16 protein-coding genes and 1 other annotated feature are annotated in these 17,960 nt (G+C 44.2%); of the genes, 2 read left to right on the top strand and 14 right to left on the bottom strand.

Going from position 1 to position 17,960, the window contains the following annotated elements:
• Positions 1-100: 100 nt before the first annotated feature.
• The 5 genes from QFZ73_RS18980 to zapA all read right to left on the bottom strand — a co-directional run bounded on the left by QFZ73_RS18980 (position 101) and on the right by zapA (position 5,703).
• Positions 101-508 (bottom strand): DUF350 domain-containing protein, encoded by a 408-nt coding sequence (locus QFZ73_RS18980; protein WP_251429148.1) that lies wholly within the window; start codon positions 506-508, stop codon positions 101-103.
• Between the two features lie 65 nt (positions 509-573).
• Positions 574-2,928 (bottom strand): endonuclease MutS2, encoded by a 2,355-nt coding sequence (locus tag QFZ73_RS18975; RefSeq protein WP_307269405.1) that lies wholly within the window; start codon positions 2,926-2,928, stop codon positions 574-576.
• 35 nt (positions 2,929-2,963) lie between these two features.
• Positions 2,964-4,682, bottom strand: coding sequence for a DNA polymerase/3'-5' exonuclease PolX (gene polX / locus QFZ73_RS18970; RefSeq protein WP_307269402.1), 1,719 nt, complete (start codon positions 4,680-4,682; stop codon positions 2,964-2,966).
• A gap of 210 nt (positions 4,683-4,892) precedes the next feature.
• Positions 4,893-5,438, bottom strand: a complete 546-nt coding sequence (locus QFZ73_RS18965) for a CvpA family protein (RefSeq protein ID WP_144480482.1) — start codon at positions 5,436-5,438, stop codon at positions 4,893-4,895.
• 4 nt (positions 5,439-5,442) lie between these two features.
• Positions 5,443-5,703, bottom strand: a complete 261-nt coding sequence (gene zapA / locus QFZ73_RS18960) for a cell division protein ZapA (protein ID WP_230301753.1) — start codon at positions 5,701-5,703, stop codon at positions 5,443-5,445.
• Positions 5,704-5,875: 172 nt separating this feature from the next.
• Between zapA and rnhC the strand changes: the two genes are divergently transcribed.
• Positions 5,876-6,835 carry a ribonuclease HIII gene (gene rnhC, locus QFZ73_RS18955; protein WP_307269391.1) on the top strand — a complete coding sequence of 320 codons (960 nt, stop codon included), beginning with the start codon at positions 5,876-5,878 and terminating at the stop codon, positions 6,833-6,835.
• A 143-nt stretch (positions 6,836-6,978) separates the two neighbouring features.
• On the opposite strand, the gene QFZ73_RS28975 is transcribed toward rnhC, so the two are convergent.
• The 4 genes from QFZ73_RS28975 to QFZ73_RS18940 all read right to left on the bottom strand — a co-directional run bounded on the left by QFZ73_RS28975 (position 6,979) and on the right by QFZ73_RS18940 (position 11,870).
• Positions 6,979-7,251: an alanine-zipper protein gene (locus QFZ73_RS28975; RefSeq protein ID WP_373459017.1), complete on the bottom strand. Its 273-nt coding sequence runs from the start codon at positions 7,249-7,251 to the stop codon at positions 6,979-6,981.
• 32 nt (positions 7,252-7,283) lie between these two features.
• Complete coding sequence (pheT, locus tag QFZ73_RS18950) at positions 7,284-9,698, bottom strand: phenylalanine--tRNA ligase subunit beta (RefSeq protein WP_307269388.1); 2,415 nt, start codon at positions 9,696-9,698, stop codon at positions 7,284-7,286.
• A gap of 28 nt (positions 9,699-9,726) precedes the next feature.
• Positions 9,727-10,767 (bottom strand): phenylalanine--tRNA ligase subunit alpha, encoded by a 1,041-nt coding sequence (gene pheS, locus QFZ73_RS18945; protein WP_098370018.1) that lies wholly within the window; start codon positions 10,765-10,767, stop codon positions 9,727-9,729.
• Positions 10,768-10,825: 58 nt separating this feature from the next.
• Positions 10,826-11,067: a binding site (T-box leader), on the bottom strand.
• 44 nt (positions 11,068-11,111) lie between these two features.
• Positions 11,112-11,870, bottom strand: coding sequence for a TrmH family RNA methyltransferase (locus QFZ73_RS18940; protein ID WP_307269382.1), 759 nt, complete (start codon positions 11,868-11,870; stop codon positions 11,112-11,114).
• 122 nt (positions 11,871-11,992) lie between these two features.
• On the opposite strand from QFZ73_RS18940, the gene sspI reads away from it, so the two are divergent.
• Entirely contained in the window at positions 11,993-12,202 is a 210-nt protein-coding gene (sspI, locus tag QFZ73_RS18935; protein ID WP_061464325.1) for a small acid-soluble spore protein SspI, read from the top strand.
• Positions 12,203-12,218: 16 nt separating this feature from the next.
• Here the strand turns inward: sspI and QFZ73_RS18930 are convergent, their stop codons facing one another.
• The 5 genes from QFZ73_RS18930 to glcD all read right to left on the bottom strand — a co-directional run bounded on the left by QFZ73_RS18930 (position 12,219) and on the right by glcD (position 17,876).
• Positions 12,219-12,602 carry a general stress protein gene (locus tag QFZ73_RS18930; RefSeq protein ID WP_307269373.1) on the bottom strand — a complete coding sequence of 128 codons (384 nt, stop codon included), beginning with the start codon at positions 12,600-12,602 and terminating at the stop codon, positions 12,219-12,221.
• Positions 12,603-12,951: 349 nt separating this feature from the next.
• The gene (locus QFZ73_RS18925) at positions 12,952-13,770 is read right to left on the bottom strand and encodes a YflT domain-containing protein (RefSeq protein WP_307269370.1); all 819 of its coding nucleotides are present in this window, start codon (positions 13,768-13,770) and stop codon (positions 12,952-12,954) included.
• A gap of 182 nt (positions 13,771-13,952) precedes the next feature.
• Positions 13,953-14,888 carry a YsnF/AvaK domain-containing protein gene (locus QFZ73_RS18920; protein ID WP_307269367.1) on the bottom strand — a complete coding sequence of 312 codons (936 nt, stop codon included), beginning with the start codon at positions 14,886-14,888 and terminating at the stop codon, positions 13,953-13,955.
• A 253-nt stretch (positions 14,889-15,141) separates the two neighbouring features.
• On the bottom strand, positions 15,142-16,467 hold the full coding sequence (locus QFZ73_RS18915) for a (Fe-S)-binding protein (protein WP_307269364.1): 1,326 nt from the start codon (positions 16,465-16,467) through the stop codon (positions 15,142-15,144).
• Positions 16,464-17,876, bottom strand: coding sequence for a glycolate oxidase subunit GlcD (glcD, locus tag QFZ73_RS18910; protein WP_307269362.1), 1,413 nt, complete (start codon positions 17,874-17,876; stop codon positions 16,464-16,466). Before glcD ends, QFZ73_RS18915 begins: the two co-directional genes overlap by 4 nt.
• Positions 17,877-17,960 lie beyond the last annotated feature (84 nt).

The following is a 17,960-nucleotide window of genomic DNA, read 5'->3' as shown; positions in this document are numbered from 1 at the left end:
GAATATCATATAAATGATTCCTAACAGAAAAAAGATTCCGCAACAAACAATTAAGACTTTTGCAAGTTTCTCCACAGCTTACTCCCTCTCATGAAGGGCATTAAGAAATTCCGGCGCCGATGACAAAAGATAATGCGATTGATATGATCATCGATAGGAATCCAACTGCCCGATTATCTTTTTGTATCTCTTCATCTATTTTAAATCGAGGAGTCATAAATTCAAAAATGAAATAACCGATCAACAGCAGGACAAATCCGTAAACGCCCCAGCCAATCATGGTAAGAAGCGAATTCTGATGGAGGATGGACTGTTGGAATACATAGGCGATTCCAAAAATTTTACCACCTGTTGCCAACGCGACAGAAAGGTTTCCTTTTTTGATTTCCTCCCAGTTCTTGTACTTTGTGACAAGTTCAAAAATGGATAAAAAAACAATAATGCACAGAATAACTACACTGTAACGAGCAGCTATATATACATATTCATTTTCCCACATGTTCTCCATGGTCCAACTCCCGAATGGTAACTAGCCACCCGGCTTGGCTGAATAGCCGGAGTGACCACTTTCCTTTATTTAAATTCCACCATCGTAACACCTGTTCCGCCTTCACCGGCTTCACCGAAGCGAATCCTTTTGACAGAGCGGTGATTTTTCAAGTATTCCTGGACCCCGGACCTAAGAGCGCCCGTTCCTTTACCATGAATGATGGAGACACTCGAATAACCGGCTAAAAGAGCATCATCAATATACTTTTCCACTCTTGATATTGCATTTTCAAAGCGTTCTCCACGGAGATCAAGTTCCACGCTAACGTGATAATCGCGGCCTTTGATCGTAGTCAGCGGCATTGTTTCCTTAACTTTTGTGGCCTTGATGAATTCCAGGTCAGACTCCTTCACCTTCATTTTCATGATGCCGATCTGAACCTGCCATTCATTATTCGAGACCTTTTCAATCAAGTGACCTTTTTGACCAAAGCTTACGACCTTTACTTCATCTCCAGGTTTCAAGCTTTTATCCAGCGGCCTCGCAGCTTTATTAGATGTTTTTTTCACTTTAGGCGCTGCTTCTTCAAGCCGCTTTTTGGCATCGATCAGTTCATGCTCTTTAACATCGGCATGCTTTTCGAGTCGCAATTTACGTAAGTCGGCAATAATCGCTTCCGCTTCCTTTTGTGCGTTTTCAACGATTGCCGCTGCCTCTTTTGCTGCCTTTTCGACCATCGCATCCCGTTCTTCATGGTATTCACCAATTTGCCTTTGAAGGTCTTTATGAAGAATTTCCGCCTGTTCCAGGTGATTCTTGGCTTCCAGCTCCTCTTCCTCGGCCTTCTTTCGGCTGTCTTCAAGAGATGCTATCATATTCTCAACTTTATTTGTATCCTCACCTATATGACTGCGGGCGTTGCTTATCACGCTTTCTTCCAAACCAAGGCGCTTGGAAATTTCAAACGCATTACTCCGCCCTGGTACACCGATCAAAAGTTTATAGGTGGGACTCAAGGTTTCCACATTAAATTCGACGCTTGCATTAATGACGCCTTCCCGATCATATCCATACGCTTTTAATTCCGGGTAATGTGTCGTTGCAATCACACGTGCTCCGCGCTTATACACTTCATCCAAAATGGAAATGGCCAAAGCGGCACCTTCCTGTGGGTCAGTTCCCGCTCCAAGCTCATCGAATAAAACAAGACTGTCATAATCGACATGCTTAAGGATATCGACAATATTGACCATATGCGATGAGAATGTACTTAAGCTTTGTTCAATCGACTGTTCATCCCCAATATCGGCATAAACAGAGGAAAACACAGCCGTTTCGGAACCATCCAGCGCAGGGATTTGCAGACCGGACTGAGCCATTAACGTACAGAGCCCAATCGTTTTCAGGGTAACCGTCTTACCACCTGTATTCGGACCGGTGATGACGATTGTCGTAAATTCATCTCCAAGAAAAATATCATTGGCAACGACAACATCACTCGGAATGAGCGGGTGTTTCGCTTTGAATAATTTCACGCGTCCTTCATTATTCAGAATCGGCTTGGATCCTTTTATCGCTTTTGCATACTTTGCCTTGGCGACAAGGAAATCGATTTGTGCAAGCACTTTGACATTATGAAGCAATTCAGGGGTGAACGCACCGACTTTTTCCGATAGTTCGACCAATATCCGTTCTATTTCCTGCGTTTCCTTCACTCGGGTTTCCTGCAGGACATTATTCAGCTGAACGATCGCTTGCGGTTCAATGAACAACGTCTGCCCTGATGAGGATTGATCATGAATGATCCCGCCATACACACTGCGGTATTCCTGTTTTACCGGGATGACGAATCGGTCATTCCGGATGGTGATGATAGCATCGGATAACATTGTTGATGCATTGGAAGAACGGATCATGCTTTCTAGTTTTTCCCTGACACGGCTTTCGTTCGTCCGAATCTGGTTTCTTAAGGTACGAAGCTTGTCGCTGGCAGAATCCATCACTTCGCCATGTTCGCTTACTGCATACGTAATTTCCTGTTGCAAATCAATTAATGGATGAAGGGAATCGATATATTCGGCTAAAAGCGGAACATCAATTTCCTGCTCTGCGAGTTCTTCGAAGAAACGGCTTAGGATCCTGCCGGCACGAATCGTACTCGCAAGTTCCATCAACTCCATCGGTGAGAGCATTCCGCCAATCTGTGCCCTTTTTGCATGTGGACGGATATCAAAAATCCCGCCCAATGGCAAGTTGCCTTTCAACCGGACTATTTTGGCTGACTCATCTGTTTCTTCCTGCCATCTCGACACTTCTTCAAAATCCGTGGAAGGCATCAATTGCTCTGCCTTCTCTTTTCCTATGGATGAGGATGCGTGTGAGATTAATTGTTCTTTTATTTTATGAAATTCCAATGTCTTTAAAGCTTTATTATGCATGGAGTTAAAGCTCCTCCTTATTTATGGGCAAATAGTTAATCATTTCTCTTTAAAAACGCTAATAATCCATCTGTATCCCTTGCATTAAGAACCGTTGATTCTTTAATCCAGCCCTTTTTGGCCGACGAGACCCCAACAGGCATATGTTCAAGCATGTCGATGCTGTGGGCATCCGTATTGATTACGATTGGAACGCCTGCTTCCTGTGCCTTGCGCAGATGGGGAGGTGCCAAATCCAATCGGTTCGGATTCGCATTCAATTCCAAGGCAGTATTCGTTTCACGAGCCAGCTCGATCAGCATCTCTATATCAACATCATATCCGGCTCGTCTGCCGATGATCCTTCCCGTTGGATGGGCAATGATATCGACATGCGGATTATTCAGAGCCGTTTTTAAGCGCTCCATGATCGTTTCCCGAGGCTGTGAAAAGCTTGAGTGAATCGATGCGATCACCAAATCCATCTCTGCAAGCAGCTCATCGTCATAATCAAGTGTCCCATCAGGAAGTATATCCATTTCAATCCCTGAAAGAACGGTAAAGTCAGCGTATTTTTCATTTAGTTCATGGATGATCCGTTTTTGTTCACGTAAACGTTCCACGGTCAAGCCGTTCGCCACTTTCAGATATTGCGAATGATCGGTGATGGCCATATATCGATACCCTTTTGCACGGCATGCTTCAATCATTTCTTCAATCGTATGAGCCCCGTCACTCCATGTCGTATGCATATGCAGATCACCTTTGATGGCCTCTAAAGATATGAGAGGTTCATTAGCATCATAATGCTCCACTTCCGTTCCGTCTTCACGCAGTTCTGGCGGAATGAAAGGAAGGCCAAAATGATTATAAAATCGTTCTTCCGTTTCAAACGTCAAGACATCACCGGTTTCAGTCACTTCCACCCCATATTCGCTGATTTTCTCTCCGCGATCTTTAGCCAGCTGGCGCATCCGCACATTGTGATCCTTCGAACCTGTAAAATGATGGAGCGTCGTGATGAATTCCTTATCCTTCACGATTCGGAAATCAACAGAAATATCATATTCATAATCAAGCACGACCGATACTTTTGTTTCACCGGCCGCAATCACCTGCTTTATCCCCGTTAATGCAAGCAGTTGATCCTTAACTTCTTCCGGATGATCTGTCGAGATGATGAAATCGAGGTCCTTGATGGTTTCCCTCATACGCCGGATGCTCCCGGCCCTGGAAGAACGGATTATGTATTCCATGTTAGCAAGGGCCGTTTCAATATCATCCGCAATCGGCCTCATGAAGGCAAGGGGCAGCCGATCGGGCCTGGAACCTGCCTCGGCAATAGCAGACAGGATCTTCTCTTCCGTTTTTTTGCCGAAACCGGCAAGCGCCGCGACCCTGCCTTCCTCACAGGCGATTTTAAGATCATTCACATCATTGACATGCAGCTCTTTATGAAGCTTGGCAATTTTCTTCCCGCCCAAACCTTGAAGCTGCAGAAGCGGAATCAACCCTTTTGGCACCTGCTCCTGCAGCTCTTCAAGTACAGTCGATTTCCCCTCATTTATATACTCTTCGATGACGGATGCCGTTCCTTTCCCGATTCCATTTAAAGCGGTAAAGTCCCCGATGGCCGACAGGCTCCGATCATCCGTTTCCAAGGCGCCCGCTGCCTTACGGAAAGCTGAAACCTTAAACGGGTTCTCTCCTTTTAATTCCATATATATTGCGATTTTTTCTAATAATTTAATGATATCTTTTTTATTAACTGTCATTTAATTCACCGCCGAAAAAATTAGTAGGGTGTCCCATGTTCACTTTCTTAAAGATACCTTTCTTGGAGGTAAAGTACAAGCAGTCAGATTCCTACCTTTCGAATCAAATAGGAGGAAGTCACATGCTGCTACATAAAAAGGGGCCTCCCCCGTTCAAAGTATAGGAATCCAGGACTTTGAGAAAGGGAGGCAGGCCCACTTATACTGACATTAAGATTGTTTTACATCATGAAACCAAAGCTCCTTCACTTGCTCGGAAAGGAACGGCGTATGTTTCACGATCGATTCTGCCAGAAATGATCCCGTTAATGGTTTTTGGATGGAATCCATTGGCAGCATGGCAGCTATATATAATATAATAAACATGATAAGATAGACTTCGAGAAAACCCAATATCCCTCCACCCCAGCGATTCAGCTGCTTTAATATCGGAAGATGGGTAATGAAGTTGAGCATGGACCCTATCATTTGCCAAAGAATCTTGGCAGCAAAGAAAATGATTGCAAAGGCAATAGCGTTGTAATAAGCCGTATCAAGCCCGACTGTATCGAAAAACATATTAAGGGTCGAGGAATCACCCATCGTTGGAAACGGAATCCACAATTTCAAATTTGGAGCAAGATCTCCGTAAAATACATAGGCGACGATGAATGCCACTATGAACCCTGTCATATGTACCAGTTGTAAAATGAAGCCACGCTTTAAACCGATTAATAAACCGATTAAAAGAATGGCCAGAATTGCTAAATCAAGCATGTACTCAGTCCTTCTCTCTCTTTAATTCCAGTTGAAGCTGGTCTAATTCATCTTTTAATTTAATATATTCGTGGACGGTATTCACAGCCGTCAGCACCGCTAGCTTACTTGTATCCAAGTATGGATTTTTCATCCTGATCTCTCTCATTTTTTCGTCAACCATTGAAGCGACCAGGCGCATATGACTTGCGCTTTCTGTGCCGACGATTGTATATGGTTGTCCGTATATATCAACTGTTGTTTTATTTCGTTTATCGTCTGACAAAATGATGCCCCCAATCTAAACAATCCTAATTCTATCATATCATGAAGTTTTTCGTCACGAAAGAGAGTACATCGTCATTTCTTGCATAAAAATTTCAATATTTTGTCAAACGAAAACGAATTTAGGAAGAAGATTACCTAATAAACAAAATGAAGTTAGGAGCTTACCCATTATGTCCCATGTTGTTTTACTTATCAGTCCTGAACAAATAAAGGCGATGAAGTCCCATTATTCTTCATCCTTGGCCGCCAAGCTTCCGCCGGGGAGCATCTTTTCCGCCAAACCGCCGCTATGTACGGTGACCGCCTATAAATCCGGAAAGGTACTTTTTCAGGGTAAGAATGCCGAACTAGAAGCGGTAAAGTGGCAAAAGGGCACCACTGCTGCGGCTCCGAAGAAAAAAAAGGCATCCTCTGCATCAGTCAACGTCCATCGATATTCGCCGCCTGCAAATATCGGAACCATGTCAGTGATTGGTTCCGATGAGGTCGGAACAGGAGACTATTTCGGCCCGATGACCGTCGTGGCCGTTTATGCAAAAAAGGAGCAGCTAGCCCTTTTGAAGGAGCTTGGTGTCCAGGATTCCAAAAATCTGAAAGATCCGCAGATCATCGAAATTGCCAAGCAGATTAAGGATGTAGTGCCATTCAGTCTGCTCACATGCGACAACCCGAAATATAATACGCTGCAGGCAAAGGGAATGTCACAAGGAAAAATGAAGGCACTTCTCCATAACCAAGCGATCAAGCATCTCATGGAAAAAATCCAGCCGGAACAAGCGGAAGCCGTCCTTATTGATCAATTCGCTCAACCAGAGGTATTTTTCAATTACCTAAAAGGCCAAGAACTATTTCAAGCTAATGCCACCTATCTATGCACAAAAGCGGAAGGCATTCACCTTGGAGTAGCAGCCGCATCCATCCTGGCCCGATATGCATTCGTCAAACGCTTTGACTCACTGAGTGAAAAAGCCGGATTCAAAATCCCAAAAGGTGCCGGATTTGCAGTAGATGAAGCCGCCGCAAGATTGATTCATGAAAAAGGAATCGATTCCTTATACGAATTCACGAAAACACACTTCGCCAACACAGAAAAAGCGAAGCGACTATATCAGCAGAAATATCATAAATAGAAGAAAGCGGCTGATCCTCCGGAACAGCCGCCTTTTTCTCGTGAGTTTGCGCTGTTCACTCGTGAGTTTGCTCCGTTTACTCTTGAGTTTACGCGGTTCACTCGTGAGTTTGCTCCGTTCACTCTTGAGTTTGCGCGGTTTACTCATGAGTTTACACCGTTCACTCGTGAGTTTGCGCTGTTCACTCGTGAGTTTGCGCTGTTTACTCGTGAGTTTACACCGTTCACTCGTGAGTTTGCGCTGTTTACTCGTGAGTTTACGCTGTTTACTCGTGAGTTTGCTCCGTTTACTCGTGAGTTTACGCTGTTTACTCGTGAGTTTACGCCGTTTACTCGTGAGTTCGTGCGGTTTACTCGTGAGTTTGCTCCATTTACTCGTGAGTTCGTGCGGCTTACTCGTAAATTCCAAAAAGACAGCTCCCCATGATTCAGGGAGCTGTCTTTTGGGTTTATCCTCTTAGCTCTGCGCCAGCTTTTTCTTTAACGGCTTCAAGAACTTTATCATGTGCTTTTGTAATGTCCTCGTCCGTTAGAGTACGTTCCGGATCGAAGTATTTCAGTGAGTAGGCAATGGATTTCTTGCCTTCCTCCATTCTTTCACCTTCGTATAAGTCGAAGATGCTTACTTCTTTCAGCAGTTTGCCACCGGCTTCTTCAATAATATCCTGAATGTCCCCGGCTTTCGTAGCTTTATCCAGCACGAGCGCGATATCGCGTGTTGTTGATGGATAGCGCGGAATGGTTTGGTACGCAATCGGCGCGACTTCGGCTTCGGCCAATGCTTTTAAGGAAAGTTCGAAAATGTATGTTTCTTTAATATCCAAGTCTTTTTGGACAGTTGGGTGCACTTGGCCGATAAAGCCAATTACTTCACCATTCAATAGTACTTCCGCTGTCCGTCCTGGATGCATGTCGTTTATTTCCGCTTGGCGATAACTGATTTGATCAGCTAATCCAAGTGTGTCGAATAATGCTTCGATCACGCCTTTGGCTACAAAGAAATCCACTTGTTTCTTTTCACCTTGCCATAGATGTGACTCCCATAGGCCGGTTATTGCTCCAGCAATATGTTCTTTTTCTTCAGGCAGTTCTTGTTCGTCACGCTTAAAGAATACCGAACCGATTTCATACAGTGCCAATGAATCAATTTGGCGGGCATTGTTATATTTCACGACTTCCAGCAATTGAGGCACGATGCTTAAACGCAGCTGGCTTCTTTCTTCACTCATTGGCATTGCCAATCGTATGGATTCTCTTGCTTCCAATGCGAATTGGGACGCTTTTTCCTGGCTTGTCAGGGAATAGGTCACCGCTTGATAAAGGCCTGCGCCTTCAAGTGTACGGCGTGCCTTCCGCCGTTTAATTTGATAGTCAGTCAATTGGCCTGGGGTAGCGGAACCGATCGGCAGTGTGGCGGGAATGTTATCATATCCAAATAAACGTGCAGCCTCTTCGACTAAATCAGCCTCAATCGTAATATCACCACGGCGCGTCGGGACTGTGATTGTGAACGTTTCATTGTCAAGTTCCACGCCGAATTGCAGACGTTTGAAGATCGATTCCACAACTGATACGGTCATGCTTGTTCCAAGAAGTGTGTTGATTTTTTCAAGAGTGATGCTAATGACCGCAGGTTCCATTGTCAATTCGTCAACTTCTGCTGCTCCTTGTAAGACTGTTCCGCCTGCATATTGTGCAATCAATTGTGCAGCACGTTCTCCAGCTTCACGAACACGGGCCGGGTCGACGCCTTTTTCAAAACGGGCACTAGCTTCACTGCGTAATCCATGGTCCTTTGAAGCTTTACGAACTACTGCACCTGCAAAATATGCACTTTCAATAATGATGTTCGTCGTATCATTTTTCACTTCTGAATCCGCTCCGCCCATCACACCAGCTATCGCAACAGGCTCGCAGCCATTTGTGATCACTAAATGGTCAGTTGTCAAAGAGCGTTCCGTTTCATCCAAAGTTACGATTTTTTCAGCATCCTTCGCTCTGCGGATGACGATTTCCTTTGAACCAAAGCGGTCATAATCAAAGGCATGAAGCGGTTGACCGTATTCAAGTAAAATGTAGTTCGTGATATCCACCACATTATTATGAGGACGGATACCTGCAGACATCAACCGAGTCTGCATCCAAAGCGGTGAGGGTCCTACCTTAACATCCTTGATGATTTTAGCAATGTATATCGGGTTATCTTCTTTCGCTTCCACTTTGACACTGATATAATCTGATGCTTTTTCAGCTGCCTCTACTTTCTCGACAACCGGCCATTTCACTTCCCGGCCTAGAATGGCTCCCACTTCATATGCAACACCAAGCATGCTCAATGCGTCGGAACGGTTTGGAGTCAGCCCAAGTTCCAGCACTTCATCACTTAAACCAAGTTCCTCCAAAGCATCTTTCCCCACTTCCACATCATTTGGGAAGACGAAGATACCTGTAGCATAATCCTTGGAAACGAGCTTGGATTCGAAGCCCAATTCTTGAAGCGAGCAAATCATCCCGTGCGATTCCTCTCCGCGAAGTTTCGCTTTCTTGATTTTGAAATTACCTGGAAGGACTGCGCCAACAGTAGCGACTGCGACTTTTTGGCCTTTATCGACATTCGGTGCTCCACAGATGATCTGAACGGGATTTTCGGCCCCGATATCAACTTGGCATTTATTTAATTTATCCGCATTTGGATGCTGTTCACGTTCAATGACATGCCCGATGACGACTCCTTTTAGCCCTTCACTTTTCTTTTCTACCCCTTCAACCTCAATGCCGCTTTTCGTGATTTTGTCAGCTAACTCCGTCGCATTGATGCCTGAAAGGTCAACATAATCTTGTAACCATTTATATGACACAAACATGGTAGGTCCTCCTTTTTAAAATAAAAATTTATGCTTCGTGATGGTTGAATTGTTTTAAGAATCGAACATCATTCGTATAGAAATGACGGATATCGTCCACACCGTATTTCAACATGGCAATCCGTTCCACGCCGATTCCAAATGCGAATCCAGAGTATTTCTTGGAATCGAAGCCAGCCATTTCAAGGACGTTCGGATGAACGATCCCGCCGCCAAGCACTTCAATCCAACCTGTTTGTTTACATACGCTGCAGCCTTTACCACCGCAGATTTTACAAGAAATATCCACTTCGACGGAAGGCTCCGTAAATGGGAAGAAACTTGGACGAAGTCGGATTTCACGGTCTTGCCCGAATACTTTTTTCGCAAATACGTCAAGCGTTCCTTTCAGGTCGCTCATGCTGATGTTCTCATCGATGACCAAGCCCTCAATTTGCTGGAATTGATGGGAGTGTGTTGCATCATCGTTATCACGGCGATATACTTTCCCTGGGCAAATGATTTTAACAGGACCTTGACCTTTATGTTTTTCCATCGTTCTGGCTTGAACAGGTGAAGTGTGCGTACGCATCAGGATTTCATCCGTGATGTAGAAGGAATCCTGCATATCACGTGCCGGATGGCTTTTTGGCAAGTTAAGTGCCTCGAAGTTGTAGTAGTCACTTTCGACTTCAGGACCTTCCGCAACGGTATAACCCATACCGATGAATAAGTCTTCGATTTCTTCCACGACACGTGTTAATGGGTGAAGGTTCCCCTTGTTAACCGGACGTCCTGGAAGTGTGACGTCAATCGTTTCAGTTGCTAGCTTTGCATTGACTGCCGCAGTTTCAAGTGCTTTTTGTTTCTCCTCGATCTTTGTTGCAATCGCTTCCCGTACATCATTGGCTAGTGCCCCGATTTTTGGGCGTTCTTCGGCAGATAATTTACCCATGCCGCGCAATACCTCAGTGATTGGCCCTTTTTTCCCTAAATAAGCAACACGGACTTCATTCAGTTCTTTTAATTCGGAAGCGGCGGCAACTTTTTGCAACGCTTCTTCCTGCAGTTCTAGTAATCGTTCCTGCATCATGTCTTCCTCCTTTATTTTCCTTTTGTAAAAATGAACACAAAAAAACCCCGATCCCTAAAGGGACGAGGTTTATGTATCGCGGTACCACCCTTATTAGTGCACAAACAAAAAAACTCATGCACTCACTTCATTAAAAATAACGGCTCTTCACCGGAACATTTTTCGGACATCCTGTCTTCCCAATGCCAACTCGAAAGGTGAATTCCCTTAAGCAGTGCCATAAAAATGCTTTCAGTCAAGGCATTTTTTCCCTGGATATGGTTAACTTAAGCTACTACTCTTTGTCATCGTTGTTTTCATTATAAAATTCTGTTTTATTATATTATAATTCTTCTGCCGTTTCAAATCGATTTTCGTAAATGGTACATTAAAATCCCGGCAGCAATCCCCACATTCAATGATTCGCTTTTTCCGTAGATGGGAATATAAAGGTTTTTAGTCGTTTTCCCCAGTAATTCCTTCGATACTCCTTGGCCTTCATTACCGACCAGCAGGGCAAATCGGGAAGACTTTTCCACTTCTTCAAATGGCGATGCGCCTTCTAATGCCGTGCCATAAACCGGTGTGCCGCTTTGCTTCAGCTCATCGATGATTTCGGAAAGGTTCCCTTTAATGACAGGCATATGGAAGAGGCTTCCTTGCGTCGAACGGACCACTTTGGGATTATACAAGTCAGCACACCCTTCGCCAAGAATGACCGCATCGATTCCAGCTGCATCCGCTGTCCTGATCATCGTTCCAATATTCCCCGGATCTTGGACAGCATCGATCAACAATAGTTTATCCGGATTGATGGACGCCATGCTCGTTGATTTCTGTTCACAAACCGCGGCAATTCCCTGCGGGGCTTCGGTATCGCAAATCGCCTTCATAATATCATTTTTCACATAAATGAGTTCTGTGCCTTCCACCTTAAAATGGGCAGGCATTTCAGTTTCTTCATTGATGATCACTTCCAAGACGATTTCTTCTTTTAAGGCTTCTTCAACTAGGTGAAAACCCTCGACTAAATATTTACCTGTTTTATCTCGTTCTTTTTTCGTCAAAAGTTTTTTCCATTGCTTAACTTGAGGGTTTTTTACGGATTCGATATATTTCAAGGGTAAACGCTCCTTTAACTTCACACTGATTTTCCTATTATAACGCAATTCACATACATATTGCATGCGAGTTTGTGAAATGCTATTAATGTCAATCATTATGTGTTAGAGGAGGAATGATTATGAATTTGAACTTACGTAATGCGATCATCCAAAATGTATCTGGAAATTCGCAAGATCAGCTGGAAGACACGATTGTCGATGCCATACAAAATGGCGAGGAAAAAATGCTTCCTGGATTGGGAGTATTGTTCGAGGTCATCTGGCAAAATTCATCTGAGCAGGAAAAACAGGAAATGATCACTGCCCTCGAAGCAGGATTAAAAAAATAACAGCCTTCAAAGGCTGTTATTTTTTTAATTTCGCTACGCCAGCCTTCAGTTCTTCGATGGAGACTTCTTCATCGAGCAGCAGGATGAATTTTTTTGCGCTCACTTCTTGAAGCATCGCTTTTGTCTCAGCAAAAGAGTAGCCGTATTTCGTGAAAAAGCTGCGTAAATCTCCAGATCCTTCATCTGTGAAGTAGTGGAAGATTTTTAAAAAAAGAGTGTCCTCCTTATCCTGATTGGCGATGATCAGTATATCCGTATGTTCATATCCAAGCTGCACATCTTTTTTTATATCAGCTGCCACTGTCATTTGGGTGCCAGACACGCCTTTAGCTTTTAAGTCTTGAATTGCAGCAAGTAGTTCCGGATTAGAGTCAAAAACACCATATACGTTTTTTTCCATGTTTCTCCCCCTCCTTGTTACTCTACTTAAAATAAAATTCCTTTGTCATTATACCTTGCGGCTTTATCAATAAACAAGCAAATAGTCTATTGAGATTTCCATACTAATGGACGAAGGAACCTTTTGCCTAAAGGGTTTCAGACTGTAGAGAAACTCGATGAAAATCATCTACAGTTTTTTAAGGGTTTGTACAGTTCGAACGTTGATTTTCTCTACAGGCACTCGCTTTCAGCGGGCGGTCCGGGAGTCTCGCACACCCGTTCCAATCCACTTTGTTTTAACTTTTAGATAGAAGCCCTTTTGTCTACAAACTGAAATAACAGCCTTGTGTAGGCTGTTATTTTGCGTATTACAGATTGTCGGTATTAATTCGATTTTTGATGTATTCATCTTTCAAGCCTTCCTCTTGCTGACCACTTAGAGCATTCGTGCTCACGGTCCGATCCAGTGATCCTTGAGCATCCAGGGCTTTGTCAGTATCAGAAGAAACTGGGTCTGCATGAGGGTCGCTTGCTAGTGTCCCTTCATAATCCCCTGGCTTTTGGTCCTTATATTTTTCGGTGGAGTTCCCCCTGATTTCCCTTTCGTGAGCTCGCTTCGTATCCGGCTCTTCATTTTCAAAGATGTTGGCAGAATTTCCGTGAAGTTCCTCGCTTCTTCCTGGTTGTGCTTCCACTTCCCTTGTTCGATAGGCATTCGCTGTTGTTTCAGGAAAAAGGTTCGGGTCCGGATTGTTCACCACCCCTGTTCTAAGCGGATTCTCTGCTGGTAGTTCGTCCGTATCCTGCGTGCGATTGGAAGTTACGCTTTCTCGTGCTGATACGGTTTCCGATTCATCTAAAAGAATCAGGAATTTTCCAGCCTCCACTTCATTTATATAAGCGGTGGCTTCACTATCGGCAAGCCCTAAGTCGCCTAGTCGGTTCCTTATATCTTCAGAACCCTCGTTCAGGAAAAAGTGTTTCATCTTATCAATGAAGGATTCATCGTTCGAGTTAGTAACGACGTCTACATCGGCATCCCGCTTTTCATTGAAGAAATCCAAGTCTTCTTTCTTATCAGCCATCACGGTTATTTCTCCTTCATGGTCCCCCTTTTCCTTGAGGGATTGTATAGCCTGGATTATTTCTCTTTCCGTATTAAAAACACCATATACTGTTCTTCCCATACATCTTCCTCCTCCTATTATCCCGATATTTCTTCTTACGTGTATTTATACCCTGATGGGTGCTAATTAAACAAAAAATGGTCCATTCAAAGGTTTGCCTTCGCTAGATTCGAACCTTTAATCAGCCTTTAAAATCAAAAGTAGCCTGCAGTTTTTAAAACTGCAGGCCATTTCCTTCACTCTTAGAAGCGGTCGGTTCTACGTTCAGTTGCCTTTTTCTCATTCACGATCGAGTCATCTGTACTTTCAAGCTGGATATCTTCCTTTTTAAGAGTATCCTGAACTTGTTCCGTTTCTTGTACAGCATGTTTCTTAATGACAATTTCATCAGTGACAACCGGTTTTTTCGAAACTTCCAATTTTTCTTCAACAACGGGGATTCGTAATGTTTCCCCATCCCCATCCTCAATGCTTCCGGTTTCCAGATTCGCTTCACGTCCTGAAACTGATCTATGCTCAACTGTCACTTCTTCGTGTTCAACAGGGACATTAATCGTTTTATGTTGTTCATTGACTTCTTTGTTAATGACGACTTCACCTGTCTGAACTCTTTCTTTGTCAATGTTCAGCTGTTCTTCCCGAAGTGTAAGCGTCCTTTCATCCTCTGGCAATTCACGGCCTTGTCCGTTGACTCCATAAACATCTTCTTTATTTAATGCATCGGTTTTTTCAGTGCCGTTAAATAGTTGGTTGGTGGAGTTTGTATCAAGCCTTGTACCGGCAGTGTCCATTTTTCCGGTCGTGAATTTATCTCTTGCCGTTCCAAGGTGGCCTTCACCTTCTTCAACCAGAACCAGGACTTTTCCATTTTCTACATCAAAGACATGTTCAGCCGCATCACTGTTCGAAAGGCCTGCATTCGCCAATCTTGTTGAAAGGTCTGCCGTATCTTCCGGCATGAAGAAACCTGCCACCTTGTCCATAAATGATTCGTCGTTAGGTACATTCGTCATTGTATGAACATCCGTTTCGCGTTGATGATTCGTGAAATCCAATGTTTCTTCCTTGTCTGCGACGACCGTAATATCGTCTCCTTCAAAGCCCTTTGCTTTAAGTGCATTAATTGCTTGGATCACTTCTGCATTTGATTCATATACACCATATACTGTTTTATTCATTTTACATTCCTCCTTAGGTTTTGTTGTTTCGTTTAGTGGATGCTATATATAAACTCTACCCGCTATGTTCCTAAGTAAACGAGGAATCAATATTTCATTTATGTTATATCATTTACATTTTGTTCTCAGCACAGAACGCTTTTTCAATTGAAATCCAGTCTTTACAAGGGTTTCCCCCTTTTTTCAAATGCAATATTTAACCAAATAATGCTATTTTCATTTTTTTCGAATACTTCTTATATTTTTTCTTCTATTATAACGCCACAGCCTTTATTAGCAGGTCCGCTATATGCACCGCTTTCGTACATTCCCCCAAGTTTACCCTCTCGATTCCCAGTTGCATTTGCAACAGGCAGCCAGGGTTTGCCGTGACAACAATATCGGCCTGTGTCGATTTCGTGTGTTCCATTTTAGAGTCGAGAATTCTCATGGACATCTCTGATTCAACAATATTATAAATACCAGCGGAGCCGCAGCACCGATCCGCATCCTTCATTTCCCTGAAATCGATTCCATCTATCGATTGAAGGAGAATTCGCGGAGCCAAGGAGGTGTTCATCACATTCCGTAAGTGACAGGAATCCTGGAAAGTTACAGATTGAGCTGGCAGTTTCAAGCGAACTTTTTCATGAAAACGCAAATCAACAAGAATCTGGCTGATATCTTTCAACTTATTTTTAAATGCGATTGCACGATCGTGCCATTCCGGTTCATCTTGGAACAGATGGTCATAATCTATGAGAAAAGCTCCACAGCCGCCGGCATTCGTAATGATATAATCAACTTCCTCCGCTTCAAAAGCTTTTACATTACGCTTGGCCAGTTGCTTTGCACCTGCTTTTTCACCGCTGTGCCCATGCAGCGCCCCGCAGCATGCCTGGGATTTCGGAATCACGATTTCACATCCGGCCACCTGAAGAAGCTTTAGTGTGGCCTTGTTCGTTTCCAAAAACATCGTATCCATCAAGCAGCCTGAAAAGAAAGCCACCTTTTTGAGTGGCGTACCGATTGCAGGCAGCTCGGTTGGCCTATTTTTCATTTCTGATTTTTTAGGGACTTTCGGCAGCACTTTTTCCATGGTTGCCAAATTATCCGGAAGCATGTTGAGGACTCCCGTTTTACGGGCCATGTATTGGAGGCCTGATCTCTGATAGAAGCCAAGCAAACTTGTCATGGCCTGCATTCGCTCCTGGTGCGGGAATAATCCACTGAAAACGGCCTTGCGGATTGTTTTTTCAGGGTAACTGTGCTTTTTATTCTGATGGATGATATCCCTTGCCTCTTCAAGAAGATGTCCATATTTCACACCTGAAGGACACACAGGTTCACAAGCCCTGCAGCCGAGACAAAGACTCAACGAACGTTCTACATCCTCATCGGGCTCAATCACACCATCCGCCACCGCTTTCATAAGTGCAATCCGCCCCCTTGGTGAATGGGATTCCTTTAGCCCCGATTCTATGTATGTCGGGCAGTGGGGTAAGCAAAAGCCGCAGCGCATACAATTCAACAATTCATCTTCATTCATTTTTTCCGCGAATTGAATGGCAATGGTTTCCCTTTCCTGAACTGTCGTCATGAAGAAACCACCACCCTTTTCCTTGTTTCCTTGGCAAATACTTTGCCGGGATTCATGATGTTATTGGGATCGAAAGCTTGTTTAATCGCTCTCATGGCATCAATCCCTTCTTTCTTCAGCTTCCATTCAAGATAAGGCGCCTTCATCGCTCCTACACCATGTTCACCTGTAATCGTCCCGCCAAGGTCGATAGCCGCGGCAAAAATGTCGGCAAAAGCGAGCTCCACTCTCTCCATTTCCTCATGATCACGAGCATCGGTAATGCACGTTGGATGCAGGTTCCCATCCCCAGCATGACCGAAAGTGCAAATGTCCACGTTATGCTTGCCAGCGATCTCATTAATCGCCCTGACCATTTTGGCAATTTCCGACCGGGGAACGGTGGCATCTTCCAAAATGGTCGTCGGCTTGAGGCGTGCCAGTGCGGAAAGGGCGGTCCGTCTTGCCGTTTTCAAGGCGACAGCGTCAGATTCCGTTTCGGCAATTTCCACGGAAACCGCCTTTTCCCCTAGACAGATATCGGCCATCCTCTTCATATCGCGTTCCACCACTTCAGGCGGACCATCCTGTTCGATCAACAGGACGGCTTCCACATTGGTGGGCAAACCGATTTTCGCGAAGTCCTCAACCACGATCAACGTCGGCCGATCAAGAAATTCCAATGTAACAGGAATGATTTTATTTGAAATGATCTTGGCCACTGACTGGGCTGCAGCATCCAGATCTTGATATAAGGCAAGCATCGTCTTTGTTGTTTCCGGCATTGGGATCAGCTTTAAGATCGCTTCCGTAACGATGCCCAAGGTCCCTTCCGATCCGACAAATAGCTTCGTTAAATCATATCCGGCTACATCTTTGGCAAGCTTGCCCCCTGTTCGAATGATATCCCCATTCGGAAGGACAACTTCAAGCCCGATGACATAATCACGGGTGACTCCGTACTTTAATCCTCGCAGTCCACCAGAGTTCTCATTAATGTTGCCGCCAATCGTGGAGATTTTCATCGAACTTGGATCCGGCGGATAAAACAAGCCCTTCTCTTCAACGGCCGAAATCAAGTCCAATGTGATGAGCCCAGGCTGTACGGTCGCCGTTAAGTTTTCCTCATCTATTTCAAGTAATGAATTCATTCGATTGAATAAAAGGACAAGCCCCCCCTCTGTCGGGCAAGTGCCTCCGCTTAAATTCGTCCCAGACCCACGTGGAACGATCGGAACACCATATTCGTTGCAAACTTTGACGATGGCTGCGACTTCAGCTGAGCAGCCCGGTTTAATGACAGCATCCGGCATCGCTTGAAACCCTGGCGTTGCATCATATGAATAGACTAGACATTCCACTTTCGAGTCATCGTAATTCTCCTGACCGACGATGGTAAGAAGTAACTGCTTAACCTGCTTTGTCAACATGTATATCCTCCTCATATAAACAGATGGAATTCGATATTTTTTATATGATTTAAGTATAAGAAATAAAACATTCAACCTTCTATG

The organism is Peribacillus sp. V2I11 (assembly GCF_030817135.1).
In the GTDB taxonomy this organism is placed as follows: Bacteria; Bacillota; Bacilli; order Bacillales; family DSM-1321; genus Peribacillus; species Peribacillus simplex.
This window is presented reverse-complemented; position numbering and strand designations above follow the sequence as displayed.

Coding starts and splice junctions, on each gene's coding strand:
- sspI (WP_061464325.1), top strand. CDS start 11,993: ATGAATTTGAACTTACGTAATGCGATCATCCAAAATGTATCTGGAAAT.
- rnhC (WP_307269391.1), top strand. CDS start 5,876: ATGTCCCATGTTGTTTTACTTATCAGTCCTGAACAAATAAAGGCGATG.
- QFZ73_RS18975 (WP_307269405.1), bottom strand. CDS start 2,928: ATGCATAATAAAGCTTTAAAGACATTGGAATTTCATAAAATAAAAGAA.
- QFZ73_RS18980 (WP_251429148.1), bottom strand. CDS start 508: ATGGAGAACATGTGGGAAAATGAATATGTATATATAGCTGCTCGTTAC.
- pheT (WP_307269388.1), bottom strand. CDS start 9,698: ATGTTTGTGTCATATAAATGGTTACAAGATTATGTTGACCTTTCAGGC.
- glcD (WP_307269362.1), bottom strand. CDS start 17,876: ATGTTGACAAAGCAGGTTAAGCAGTTACTTCTTACCATCGTCGGTCAG.
- QFZ73_RS18920 (WP_307269367.1), bottom strand. CDS start 14,888: ATGAATAAAACAGTATATGGTGTATATGAATCAAATGCAGAAGTGATC.
- pheS (WP_098370018.1), bottom strand. CDS start 10,767: ATGCAGGAACGATTACTAGAACTGCAGGAAGAAGCGTTGCAAAAAGTT.
- QFZ73_RS18915 (WP_307269364.1), bottom strand. CDS start 16,467: ATGACGACAGTTCAGGAAAGGGAAACCATTGCCATTCAATTCGCGGAA.
- QFZ73_RS18925 (WP_307269370.1), bottom strand. CDS start 13,770: ATGGGAAGAACAGTATATGGTGTTTTTAATACGGAAAGAGAAATAATC.
- polX (WP_307269402.1), bottom strand. CDS start 4,682: ATGACAGTTAATAAAAAAGATATCATTAAATTATTAGAAAAAATCGCA.
- QFZ73_RS18965 (WP_144480482.1), bottom strand. CDS start 5,438: ATGCTTGATTTAGCAATTCTGGCCATTCTTTTAATCGGTTTATTAATC.
- QFZ73_RS18930 (WP_307269373.1), bottom strand. CDS start 12,602: ATGGAAAAAAACGTATATGGTGTTTTTGACTCTAATCCGGAACTACTT.